Annotated in this window: 9 protein-coding genes and 1 pseudogene; 6 read left to right on the forward strand and 4 right to left on the reverse strand. The window is 68.0% G+C overall.

Annotated features, from left to right (window positions below):
• Positions 1-185: 185 nt before the first annotated feature.
• Positions 186-1,847 (reverse strand): lysine--tRNA ligase, encoded by a 1,662-nt coding sequence (locus DBR10_RS12685; RefSeq protein WP_108556384.1) that lies wholly within the window; start codon positions 1,845-1,847, stop codon positions 186-188.
• A gap of 123 nt (positions 1,848-1,970) precedes the next feature.
• Between DBR10_RS12685 and DBR10_RS12690 the strand changes: the two genes are divergently transcribed.
• Positions 1,971-2,564 carry a hypothetical protein gene (locus tag DBR10_RS12690; protein ID WP_108505409.1) on the forward strand — a complete coding sequence of 198 codons (594 nt, stop codon included), beginning with the start codon at positions 1,971-1,973 and terminating at the stop codon, positions 2,562-2,564.
• A gap of 210 nt (positions 2,565-2,774) precedes the next feature.
• A pseudogene (locus DBR10_RS19335) lies at positions 2,775-2,885 on the forward strand (hypothetical protein); the annotation flags it as partial.
• A 43-nt stretch (positions 2,886-2,928) separates the two neighbouring features.
• On the opposite strand, the gene DBR10_RS12695 reads toward DBR10_RS19335, so the two are convergent.
• From DBR10_RS12695 to DBR10_RS12705, 3 genes are all read right to left on the reverse strand, one after another.
• Positions 2,929-4,548 (reverse strand): AbgT family transporter, encoded by a 1,620-nt coding sequence (locus DBR10_RS12695; protein WP_108556385.1) that lies wholly within the window; start codon positions 4,546-4,548, stop codon positions 2,929-2,931.
• 112 nt (positions 4,549-4,660) lie between these two features.
• Positions 4,661-6,301, reverse strand: a complete 1,641-nt coding sequence (gene pgm, locus DBR10_RS12700; RefSeq protein WP_108556386.1) for a phosphoglucomutase (alpha-D-glucose-1,6-bisphosphate-dependent) — start codon at positions 6,299-6,301, stop codon at positions 4,661-4,663.
• Positions 6,302-6,352: 51 nt separating this feature from the next.
• Positions 6,353-7,228, reverse strand: coding sequence for an isoaspartyl peptidase/L-asparaginase family protein (locus tag DBR10_RS12705; RefSeq protein WP_108505096.1), 876 nt, complete (start codon positions 7,226-7,228; stop codon positions 6,353-6,355).
• A 71-nt stretch (positions 7,229-7,299) separates the two neighbouring features.
• Here DBR10_RS12705 and DBR10_RS12710 point away from each other — a divergent pair, with 71 nt between their 5' ends.
• From DBR10_RS12710 to DBR10_RS12725, 4 genes are all read left to right on the forward strand, one after another.
• On the forward strand, positions 7,300-8,298 hold the full coding sequence (locus DBR10_RS12710; protein ID WP_108505097.1) for an NADPH:quinone oxidoreductase family protein: 999 nt from the start codon (positions 7,300-7,302) through the stop codon (positions 8,296-8,298).
• A 105-nt stretch (positions 8,299-8,403) separates the two neighbouring features.
• Positions 8,404-9,261, forward strand: a complete 858-nt coding sequence (locus tag DBR10_RS12715; RefSeq protein WP_233243399.1) for a WecB/TagA/CpsF family glycosyltransferase — start codon at positions 8,404-8,406, stop codon at positions 9,259-9,261.
• Between the two features lie 79 nt (positions 9,262-9,340).
• On the forward strand, positions 9,341-10,231 hold the full coding sequence (locus DBR10_RS12720) for an SDR family NAD(P)-dependent oxidoreductase (protein WP_108505105.1): 891 nt from the start codon (positions 9,341-9,343) through the stop codon (positions 10,229-10,231).
• Positions 10,228-11,136, forward strand: coding sequence for a DMT family transporter (locus DBR10_RS12725; RefSeq protein WP_255579991.1), 909 nt, complete (start codon positions 10,228-10,230; stop codon positions 11,134-11,136). The genes DBR10_RS12720 and DBR10_RS12725 overlap by 4 nt, the downstream gene beginning before the upstream one ends.
• The last annotated feature ends 224 nt before the right edge of the window (positions 11,137-11,360 follow it).

Genomic DNA, 11,360 nt, shown 5'->3' on the forward strand with positions numbered 1-11,360 from the left:
GGAATCCTCATTTGCGACCGCTCCCGGCCGGGAGCGAGATGAACCATCGCCTGCTCGTCACGCGTTTTTCGTGACGCTGCAACCTTCGACCCGACACACAACCGCTGGAAAGCGCCGGCTGGCCGAAGGTCGGGCGGATCCGGCGCCTGCGCGCCCGCCACACGGTCCCTTCGGTCGTCCGGCGGTCAGCCCGCCGCCAGTTTCTCGTCGATCAGCGCGATCGTCCGGTCCAGACCGAAGATCGCTGCGAAGGAGCCGAACCGCGGCCCCTGGCTCTGCCCTAGCAGCACTTCGTAAAGAGCTTGGAACCAAGCGCGCAAAGGATCGAACCCATGATCCTTGCCGACCGCAAAAACCTCGTTCTGGATCAGCTCGGCATCCTGGCAGCCCTCCGGCAGGGCGGCGAGGCGGCCGCGCAGGTCGGCGATCGCCGCGCGCTCAACATCCGTCGGGGCGCGGAAGGTCTTCGAGGGCTTCACGAAGTCCTCGTAGTAATGGATCGCGTAGCCGGCCAGGCGGTCCAGCAGCGGCTGGCTCTCCGGCGTCGCGCCGTCGACATAGCGGCCCAGGAACCCCCACAGGATGTCCTTGGTCGAGGCGTCGGCGGCCGAGACCAGATTCAGCATCAGGCTGAACGACACCGGCGAGCCCTGCTCGGGCGGTTTGCCCGAATGGACGTGCCAGGCCGGGTTGTCGATCTGCTTGGCCGGTTCCTGCTTCTGGAAGGCGTCCAGCTGCTGAAGATATTCGTCCGTCGCCTTGGGGATGACGTCGAAATAGAGCTTCTTGGCGCTCTTGGGGCTCTGGAACATGTAATAGGCCAGGCTCTCGGGCGCGCCGTAGCGCAGCCACTCGTCCATGGTCAGGCCGTTGCCCTTGGTCTTGGAGATCTTCAGGTTGTTCTCGTCCATGAAGAGTTCGTAGTGGAACCCTTCCGGCGGTGAGCCGCCCAGCACCTTGCAGACCTGGTTCGACAGGCGGACGCTGTCGATCAGGTCCTTGCCGCTCATCTCGTAGTCGACGCCGAGCGCGGTCCAGCGCATCGCCCAGTCGGGACGCCACTGCATCTTGACGCCGCCGCCGGTCACCGGAACCTCGGTCAGCGCGCCGTCCTCGTCGCGGAACACGATCGTGCCCTTGGCGACATTGCGCTCCAGGGTCGGGACCTGCAGCACCTTGCCGGTCCTGGGGCTGATCGGCAGGAACGGCGAATAGGTGGCCCGACGCTCTTCGCCCAGCGACGGCAGCATGATCTTCTGGATGGCGTCGAACCGCTCCAGGGCCAGCAGCAGGGTCTCGTCGAAGCGGCCGCCGCGATAGCAGTCGGTCGAGGACACGAACACATAGTCGAAGCCGAACCCGTCGAGGAAGGTGCGCAGGCGGGCATTGTTGTGATGGCCGAAGCTCTCGTGCTCGCCATAGGGGTCGCGGACCACGGTCAGCGGCTTGTCGAGGTCGGGGATCATGACCTCGCCGTTCGGCACGTTCGGCGGGATCTTGCGCAGGCCGTCCATGTCGTCGCTGAACGAGATCAGGCGCGTGGGGATCGCATCATCGGTCAGGGCGCGGAACGCCGCGCGGACCATGGTCGTGCGCGCCACCTCGCCGAAGGTGCCCATGTGCGGCAGGCCCGACGGACCATAGCCGGTCTCCAGCACCACCGGTTTGCGCAAGGCTTCCAGGGTGGCGACCGCTTCGTCGGTCTTGCCGGCGTGGATCAGGGTCGCGGCGAGATCGCGCTCGGCGTCGGACAGGCGCAGACGCAGGGTGCGGGCCAGCAGGGCGCGTGCCTGCTCGAACGGCCAGGCGCGTGCGTCGCGGGCGAGGGGGGAGAGGCCTTCAAACATCCGGGCGGTATAGGGCGAAGCGGCGGTGGTGGCTAGGTTTTGGGTGAGGGGGAGTGCTTACGACCCGTTGCAGGCGGGCGATGTTGAGGTAGTCACGGGTGTGCCTGTTGGGGTGAAGGGCTGATGCGAACAGATTCGATCAAGGAAATTGGCATCGACGCCGAGGGGCGTTTGTACATCGAGCCGCGTTCAAGCACGTTTCCCTTCGTCTACTTGGAAGCGATGCAGGTGGGGTGGGATAGCGATCTTAGGCGACTTTTCAGCCCTAAACCAACGGAGTGGTCCTACGTCGATTGGTTCCGGCAACTCACGGAGGCGGCGGTGCTTCAAGGGGTGCGCTTGAGGCTATCTGGGTCAACGCGCTGGCGGAATATTGATCCCAGCGTGCGACAACAGATCAAAGCCGAGGAAAGGGGATCGCGTCCTGCTGGCTGGTACGTCGCCTGCTGCGCAGGGGGCCTTGCCTCCGGATTTCTCGCTGGGCTGCTGGCGCTTCTTGTATCCGGCCACCTCTATGAAATGGGCTTGCCCGACCCTCTGACCATCTGGGTCTCGCTGCCGGTGATTCCGACGCTTGCGTATGTCCCGCTTTACCTGCGGGCGAGGTGGTTCAAGCCTCTTCCACGCATCGTGGGGTCCATAGCTTTCTTGGCGTTTGCGACGGCCGGCTTGTTCGCGTTGTTGGTTCTTGTCGCTCGGGCCGACGCGGGCATTTAGCCAAGCCATCCGCCGCAGCGGATGCTGGCGCGTCCTGAAACCCTTGGTGGAATTGGAGCTCTGAGGTCAGGCCGTGTCAATGACGGCGCGCCGCGCCGCCGCGCGCGGCCGGCCTCTGGCCGGTCATTGACACGGCCTGACCTCAGAGCAAGCTCGCCTCCAAGGCTTTAGGGCGGGGCCTGGGCGGCCAGGGGCGGCCAAGGCCAAACCAAAAACGCTTGTCATCCCGGCCGCAGCGAAGCGGAGCGCCGGGACCCAGGGGCAACCGCCATGCGCCGGCCCCTGGGTCCCGGACAGCCTCTGCGAGGCTTCCGGGATGACAAGAATTTGGCAGACGAGAGCGGGGGCGGGCCCCGCCCGCCCCCTACTTCAACAGCCCGCCCGGCGGCATGTAATGCACCTGGGCCCCCGGCCCCAGCGGCCAGTCGAACATCACCCAGGCCAGGGTCATGGCGACGCCGGCCACCATGAAGGCCAGGGCATAGGGCAGCATCAGGGCCAGCAGCGAGCCGACGCCCATGCCGGGGTCCCAGCGCCGGGTCATGGCCAGGACCAGCGGGAAATAGCTCATCAGCGGGGTCATCAGATTGGTGAAGCTGTCGCCCATCCGGTAGGCGGCGGTGGTCATTTCCGGCGAGATGCCCAGCAGCATGAACATCGGCACCACCACCGGGGCGAGGGCGCTCCACTTGGCCGAAGCCGAGCCGATGAAGAGGTCCAGCACCGACGAGAAGGCCAGCACGCTGACCAGCAGCAGCGGGGCCGGCAGGTTCATGGCCTTCAGGGCCTCGGCCCCGTGGATGGCGGCGATGGGGCCGAGCCGCGACCAGTTGAACATCGCCACGAAGTGGGCGGCGAAGAAGGCAAAGACGATATAGGGGGCCACCGAGCGGACCCCGTCGGTCATCATGATCACCACGTCCTTGTCCGACCGCACCGTGCCGACGCCTATGCCGAAGGCCACGCCGCAGGCCAGGAACAGCAGCATGAAGCCGGCGATCAGGGCGCTGTAGAACGGGGTCAGCTGGGCCGGACCGGTCTTGGTCTCGTCGATCAGCGGGGTGAAGCCGGGGATCAGGGTCAGGGCGGCGAACAGGGCGACCACGGCGAGCGCCGCCAGACCGGCCAGCTTCAGGCCGCGCTTCTCTTCGGCCGTCACCGCCGACTTGGCCAGTTCGGCCTTCAGGCCGTCATCGGCCTGTCCGCCCCAGGGGCCCAGGCGCGGCTCAATCACCCGGTCGGTCAGGAACCAGGCGATCGGCGTGAAGATGAAGACGATGGCCAGGATGTACCACCAGTTGCCCAGCGGGTTCATGGTCCAGGCCGGATCGATGATCCGGGCCGCTTCCTGGGTGAAGCCGAACAGCACCACGTCGAACTGGCCCGGGGTCAGATTGCCGGCGAACCCGCCGGAGACGGCGGCGAAACCGGCCGCGATGCCGGCCAGCGGATGGCGACCGACGGCGGCGAACAGCAGGCCGGCCAGCGGGATGAACACCACATAGGCCGCGTCGGAGGCATGGTGCGAGACCATGCCGATCAGCACCACCAGCGGGGTGAGGATCGCTTTCGGCGCCTCGCGCAGGCTGGCCCGGATCAGGGCGCTGAACAGGCCCGAGCGCTCGGCTACCGCTGCCCCCAGGATCACCACCAGAACCAGGCCCAGCGGCGCAAAGTTCGTCAGGGTCTTGGGCATTTCGGTGAACAGCCTGGCGAGGTTGGCCTCGGAAAACAGGCTGCTGGCGGCATAGGTCAGCACGCCGTTCTCCAGCTCGCCGAACTGGGGAGCCTCATCACCGCCATAGGTGATCGAGGCCGACCAGCCCAGCGCCTGGCCTATGGCCGACAGGACCATCAGGCCCAGGATCAGCCAGACAAAGATCATGACGGGTTCGGGCAACAGATTGCCTAGTCGCTCGACCGCGCCCAGAAAGCCCTTTTGACGGACCGGTGGCGTCGGGTCGGAAGCCTTAGTCGCACTCATGCGAATTACGCCCTGACTCTAAGAGATCCCCACCCCTCTTCGTCCTGCCTAACGGGCCTTGGGCGCAGCGTAAAGTGGCGGAAAGGCTCCCTGGAGCAAGGTGCGCGATGTTCTAGCCCTTCAGGGCCCCGGCCACGACCTCGCGGGCCTCGGTCTGCACCTGTTTCAGATGGTCATCCCCGAGGAACGATTCCGCATAGATCTTGTAGACATCCTCGGTCCCCGACGGACGGGCCGCGAACCAGGCATTGGCGGTGACCACCTTCAGGCCGCCGATCGCCTCGCCGTTGCCGGGGGCGGTGGTCAGGGTGGCGGTGATCGACTCGCCGGCCAGGGCCGTGGCCGTAACGTCCGAGGGGCTGAGGGCGGCGAGGCGCGACTTCTGGGCCCGGTCGGCCGGGGCGTCGAGGCGGGCATAGGCCGGGCGGCCGTACCGGTCGGCGAGTTCGTCATACAGCTGGCTGGCGCTGCGCCCCGTGCGGCCCTGGATCTCGGCGGCCAGCAGGGCCAGCAGGAGGCCGTCCTTGTCGGTCGTCCACACCGTGCCGTCGCGGCGCAGGAATGCGGCCCCGGCCGATTCCTCGCCACCGAAGCCGACACTGCCGTCCAGCAGGCCCGGCACGAAATGCTTGAAGCCGACCGGCACTTCCAGAAGCGTGCGGCCCAGTCCGGCCACGACCCGGTCGATCATCGAGGACGAGACCAGGGTCTTGCCGACGGCAACGTTCGAACCCCAGCCCTCGCGGTGGCTGAACAGATACGAGATCGAGGCGGCCAGGAAATGGTTGGGATTCATCAGCCCGCCGTCGGGGGTGACGATCCCGTGGCGGTCGGCGTCGGCGTCATTCCCGGTGGCGACATCAAACTTCGCTCCACCCGCCATGGCATTGACCAGATTGGCCATGGCGCAGGGCGAGGAGCAGTCCATGCGGATCTTGCCGTCTGTATCCAGCGGCATAAAGGCCCAGCGCGGATCGACCGCCGGGTTGACGACGGTCAGGTCGAGCCGGTGGCGGTCGGCGATCTCGCCCCAGTAGCCGACACTGGCCCCGCCAAGCGGATCGGCCCCGATCTTCACCCCGGCGCTGCGGATGATGTCGAGATCCAGGACGCTCCCGAGGTCGTCGACATAGCGGCCCAGGAAATCGAAGCGGCCTGCCTGACGGATCGCCTGCTCGAACGGGATGCGGCGCACCTCCGTCAGGCCGGTCTCGATCAACCGGTTGGCGCGGGCGGCGATGGCAGAGGTGGCTGAGCCGTCGGCCGGACCGCCCGAGGGCGGGTTGTACTTGATGCCGCCGTCGCGGGGCGGATTGTGCGACGGCGTAATCAGAATGCCGTCGGCCAGGCCCGAGGTCCGGCCGCGATTATGGGCGAGGATGGCATGCGACACGGCCGGGGTCGGGGTGAAGCCGTCGCGGTCGTCGATCAGGGTCTCGACCCCGTTGGCGACCAGCACCTCGATCACGCTGCGCCAGGCGGGTTCGGACAGGCCATGGGTATCGCGGCCGACGAAGATCGGGCCGGTGATGCCCTGGCCAGCGCGGTATTCGACGATCGCCTGGGCGATCGCCAGGATGTGGGCCTCGTTGAAGGCCCCGTCGAGGCTGGAGCCCCGATGCCCGGAAGTGCCGAAGGTCACCCGCTGGGCCGGATCGGCCAGGTCGGGACGGCGGTCGAAATAGGCCCCGGTCAGGGCGGCCAGGTCGATCAGGTCTTCAGGTCGGGCCAACTGGCCGGCGTGAGCATGCATGGGAGCAACCCTAAAGATCGCCGGTTGAGCGTTCAACCCGCTGGAGCCCTGTCAAAAGGCGGCGCTGAAAATCGTTCCATCGGGCAGCAGGGCCGCGCGCTTAACGCCGTCGGAGGCGAACGGCATGGCGATGTTGCCGTCGCGGTCGACGCTGATCAGCCCGCCGTCGCCGCCGAGGGCCGCGACCCCGGCGATGGCGGCCGCAGCGGCCTGCTCGAGGCTCTCGCCGCCGAAGCGCATACGGTGGGCGATCTGCACGGCCACCGCGGTGCGGATGAAATATTCGCCCTGGCCGGTGCAGGACACGGCGGCCATGTCGTCGGCCCAGGCCCCGGCCCCGATGATCGGCGAGTCGCCGACCCGTCCGGGCATCTTGCCGAACACCCCCGCCGTCGAGGTGGCGGCGGCCAGCCGGCCCTCGCTGTCGCGGACCACGCAGCCGACCGTGCCGGTCGGATGGTCCGGCGGGTGATTGGTCTCGAAGGCGGCGGCGTGGGTGAACCAGGCCGCCGGATCGTCAATGGCCTTCAGGCCCTGGGCCCGCGCAAAGGCCATGGCGCCCTCGCCGGCCAGCATGACGTGCGGCGTCTTCTCCATCACGGCGCGGGCCGCCAGGATCGGGCTCTCGAAGCCCTGCAGGGCGGCGACTGACCCGGCCCGGCCTGTGGCCCCGTCCATCAGGCAGGCGTCCAGCTCATAGGCCCCCGCTGCATTGGGCGAGGCCCCCTTGCCGGCGATATAGAGACCGCTGGCCTCGAGGGCGACGACGGTTTCGACGGCGACGTCCAGGGCGGCGGCTCCGCCGGCCAGCCGGTCGCGGGCCGCCTCGACCAGGCCGCGCATGTGGGCGATCTCGACGCTGTAATCATGGCCCGGCGCTGCGCCGGCCCCGCCGTGCAGGGCAAGGCTAAAACGTTTGTTTGACATTCCGCTTCCTTGGTCGCGCGCCCTGCGTTAGCGTCCGCCGCCTCTTAACGAATAAACCCGGGAGAAGACAGATGAAGGCGGTGCTCAGCAAGGCGGTCGGCGGACCCGAGACCCTGGTGCTGGAAGAGCTGCCCGATCCCGTGGCCGGCCCCGGCCAGGTGCTGCTGGATGTGAAGGCCTGCGGCGTCAACTATCCCGACGTCCTGATCATTGAAGACAAGTACCAGTTCCGGCCCGAGCGGCCCTTCGCCCCGGGCGGAGAAGTGTCGGGCGTGATTGCCGCGGTCGGCGACGGTGTGACGAAGTTCAAGGTCGGCGACCGGGTCCTGGCCTCGACCGGCCACGGCGGCATGGCCGAGAAGCTGGCCCTCGACGAGAACCGCTGCACGGCCATTCCCGACTCCATGCCCTTCGATGAGGCGGCGGCCTTCATCCTGACCTATGGCACCTCCTACTATGCCCTGAAGGACCGGGGTCACCTGAAGGCCGGTGAGACCCTGCTGGTGCTCGGCGCGGCCGGCGGGGTCGGCCTGGCGGCGGTGGAACTGGGCAAGGCGGCCGGAGCGCGGGTGATCGCGGCGGCGTCCAGCCAGGAAAAGATCGACCTGGCCATCGCCCATGGTGCCGATGCCGGGGTGATCTATCCGCGCGGTCCGTTCGACAAGGACGGCCAGAAGGCGCTGGCCAACCTGATCAAGGACGCCTGCGGCCCCAATGGCTGGGACGTGGCCTATGATGCGGTCGGCGGCGACTATTCGGAAGCCACCATCCGGGCCTCGGGCTGGAACGGTCGCTTCCTGGTGATCGGCTTCCCGTCGGGCATTCCGAAGATTCCGCTGAACCTGACCCTGCTGAAGTCCTGCGACATTGTCGGCGTCTTCTGGGGGGCTTCTGTGGCCCGCGATCCCAAGGGTCATGCCCAGAATGTCCAGGAGCTGATGGACCTCTATGCGGCCGGCAAGATCCGTCCGCACGTGTCCGAGCGCTTCCCCCTGGCCCGGGCCGGCGAAGCCATCGCCCACCTCGCCAGCCGCAAGGCCATGGGCAAGGTTGTGGTGACCAACGACTAGGACGGCCTGATCCTGACGGCTCCGAAGGGCGGGGCCGTCAGGGTTAATCCCCGCTAAGCATGAAGCTTATCGGGATGCTTACGTCGCCTGGACAAGACTGCGGTCATGTCCGACGTCGCCCTGTCCCGCGCCGAGCCCGAGGCGCTGTCCCGTCCTTTCCGCCGTTCGCGGCGCGACAGCGAGCGGGTCACGATCCTCGGTGCCGCCATGGATCTGGTCCGGCCTGAGGAGGTCTTCCACTTCGTCGCCGGCCGTCTGGCCCGGGGGCAGGGGTCGATCATCGCCAATCACAACCTGCACAGCCTGTATCTGGCGGCGAAAAGCCCGGGCGTGCGGGCCTTTTTCGCGGCGGCCGATCTGGTCGAGGTCGACTCCACACCGCTCATTCACTGGGCGCGGCTGATCGGCCGCTCCAGCCGGTCGTTCCATCGCTGCACCTATCTGGACTGGCGCGACCTGTTCTGGACCCGGGCCCGGACCGAGGGCTGGCGGGTCTGTTTCGTCGGCGGCGCGCCGGGCGTGGCCGACCGGGCCCGCGAGACCATCCTGGCCGACTATCCAGGGGTCAACCTCGTCACCCATCACGGCTATTTCGACGCGACAGTGGGCTCGGCCGAGAACGCGGCGCTGGTCGCGGAGATCAACGCCTTTGCCCCGCACATCCTGTTGGTCGGCATGGGCATGCCGCGCCAGGAGCTCTGGGTGCTGGAGAACCACCCGGCCCTGACCTCGCCCTGCGCCAGTTTCACGGTCGGTGGCGCCTTCGATTATGAGGCCGGGGCCCAGAAGGCCGCGCCGCGCTGGATGGGCCGTCTCGGCATCGAGTGGCTGTTCCGGCTGGTCGCTGATCCGCGCCGTCTGTTCGTCCGCTATTGTGTCGAGCCCTGGAGCCTGGTGGGCCCGGCCCTGGCCGACCTGCGCCGGGCGTTCCTCAGCCCGGCCTCCCGCCCGGAAAGTCACTAGCCAAGCGCCTTTCACTCCGCGAGTATGATCAATGATCACCGACCCGTCAGAGGTCGGGCGGCAGGGAAGGGACAAGACCATGGTTGGACGTCTGGACGGCAAGGTTGCCGTGATCACCGGCGGGTGCTCGGGCATCGGCCTGGGCGCGGTGGAGCTGTTCGTGGCTGAGGGCGCGAAGGTCGTGGCCGCCGATCTCCAGGTCGAGAAGGGCGCTATGCTCGAGCGGCGCTTCCCCGACAGCGTGCGGTTCGCCCGCTGCGACGTCACTGTCGAGGCCGATATCGCCGCCACCGTGGCCCTGGCCAAGGAGACCTTTGGTGGCCTCGACATCCTGTTCAACAATGCCGGCCATGGCGGCACCCCTGCGGGCGTCGCCGACATGACCGCCGAGGGCTGGGACCATACCTTTGCCCTGCTGGTGCGCGGTCCGGTGCTGGGCATGAAATATGCCCTGCCGCTGATGCTGGAGCGTGGCGGCGGTTCGATCATCAATACCGCCTCGATCGCCGGGCTGCAGGCGGGCTTTGGGCCGCTGGCCTATTCGGCCGCCAAGTGCGCCGTAATCCATATGAGCCGTTGTGCGGCCGCCGAGCTGTCGCCGCAGAAGATCCGGGTCAATGCCATCTGCCCGGGCCTGATCGCTACCTCGATCTTCGGGGCCTCGATGGGCCTGCCGCGCGAGGTCGCCGACCAGATGGCCGCCCAGATTGCCGAGGTCGCCCCGAAGATCCAGCCGATGCCCAAGGCCGGCCTGCCCGAGGATATCGCCCGCGCCGCCCTCTACCTGGCCAGCGACGACTCGCTGTTCGTCACCGGCACCCACCTCGTGGTCGACGGCGGCATCACGATCGGCGGGGCCCACAGCTGGAACCCGAGCGCCCCTTCGCCGCTGCTGTCGGCCATGGGCATCACGCCCGAGCAGGCCGAGCAGATGCGGGCGGCCATGCTCGCGGCCGGCGCGGCCGGGTGACCGGGACAGCGCTCACCCCCAATCTGCGCGGCGCCCTGTGGATGCTGGCCTCTGCGGTCGGCTTCACGGTGATGACCACGCTGATCAAGTATCTCGGGCCGGGCTATCCGGCGGCGCTGCAGACCTTCTACCGGCAATTGGCCGGCGTGATCGTGCTGCTGCCGCTGGTGGCCCGGGACTGGCGGGGGGCGTTCCGGACCACGCGTCCGGGCATTCTGGTCTTCCGGTCCAGCGCCGGGGTCCTGGCCATGATCCTGGCCTTCTATGCCTACCAGGCCCTGCCGCTGGCCGACGCCAATGCCCTGTCCTTCACCCGCACCCTGTGGCTGGTGCCGCTGGCGGCCCTGGTTCTGCGCGAGCCGCTGGGGCCGCTGCGGATCAGCGCGGCCCTGATCGGATTCGTCGGCGTGCTGGTCATGCTCCGGCCAGGGGCAGACGGATCAGGTGGCTGGGTGGGCTGGCCGCAGGCTGCGGCCCTGGCCTCGGCCCTGCTGTTTGCCCTGACCATCACGGGCATGAAGGTGATGACCCGCGACCACTCGCCCTTCACCCTGCTGGTCTATGCGGCGGTGCTGGGCCTGGTGTTCTCGCTCCCGCCGGCCCTGTTCGTCTGGCGCTGGCCCAGCCTGCCCGACCTTGGTCTGCTGGCGGCCATGGGCGTGATCGGCACCCTGACCCAGGGGTGCTACATCAAGGGCATGGAGGCCGGAGAGGCGGCGGTCATGGCCCCGATCGACTATACTCGGCTGGTCTTTGCCGTGCTGGCCGGGTTTGTCCTGTTCCATGAGGTGCCCAAGGCCACGACCTTGATCGGGGCCGGGATCGTCGTGGCCTCGACCCTGTTCATCACCCTGCGCGAGCACCAGCTTTCTCGGCGCGCCCGGAGCCCGGACGCCCTGGACTGACGGCTGCCATGGTGACGCCGCCGGAGGCATCGCCTAATGCTGGCGAGTATCCCGTCCGGAGTCGCCGCATGCCGTCAGGTCGTTCCCGCTCCCTGCTCGCGACCCTGCTGCTCGCGACCCTCTGGCCTGTGGCGGTCCTGGCGGGGCCGGCGGCACCGCTGGACCGGTCGAGCTTCAAGCCCACCTTCGCCGCCGAATTTGACGGCCCCCTGGATCTATGGAGC

Source organism: Caulobacter sp. HMWF025 (assembly GCF_003060965.1).
GTDB lineage: Bacteria > Pseudomonadota > Alphaproteobacteria > Caulobacterales > Caulobacteraceae > Caulobacter.

What these genes read in the sequence shown, in the direction of transcription:
- DBR10_RS12685 (WP_108556384.1), bottom strand. Translation starts at nt 1,847, where the DNA reads ATGTTTGAAGGCCTCTCCCCCCTCGCCCGCGACGCACGCGCCTGGCCG.
- DBR10_RS12690 (WP_108505409.1), top strand. Translation starts at nt 1,971, where the DNA reads ATGCGAACAGATTCGATCAAGGAAATTGGCATCGACGCCGAGGGGCGT.
- DBR10_RS12695 (WP_108556385.1), bottom strand. Translation starts at nt 4,548, where the DNA reads ATGAGTGCGACTAAGGCTTCCGACCCGACGCCACCGGTCCGTCAAAAG.
- pgm (WP_108556386.1), bottom strand. Translation starts at nt 6,301, where the DNA reads ATGCATGCTCACGCCGGCCAGTTGGCCCGACCTGAAGACCTGATCGAC.
- DBR10_RS12705 (WP_108505096.1), bottom strand. Translation starts at nt 7,228, where the DNA reads ATGTCAAACAAACGTTTTAGCCTTGCCCTGCACGGCGGGGCCGGCGCA.
- DBR10_RS12710 (WP_108505097.1), top strand. Translation starts at nt 7,300, where the DNA reads ATGAAGGCGGTGCTCAGCAAGGCGGTCGGCGGACCCGAGACCCTGGTG.
- DBR10_RS12715 (WP_233243399.1), top strand. Translation starts at nt 8,404, where the DNA reads ATGTCCGACGTCGCCCTGTCCCGCGCCGAGCCCGAGGCGCTGTCCCGT.
- DBR10_RS12720 (WP_108505105.1), top strand. Translation starts at nt 9,341, where the DNA reads ATGGTTGGACGTCTGGACGGCAAGGTTGCCGTGATCACCGGCGGGTGC.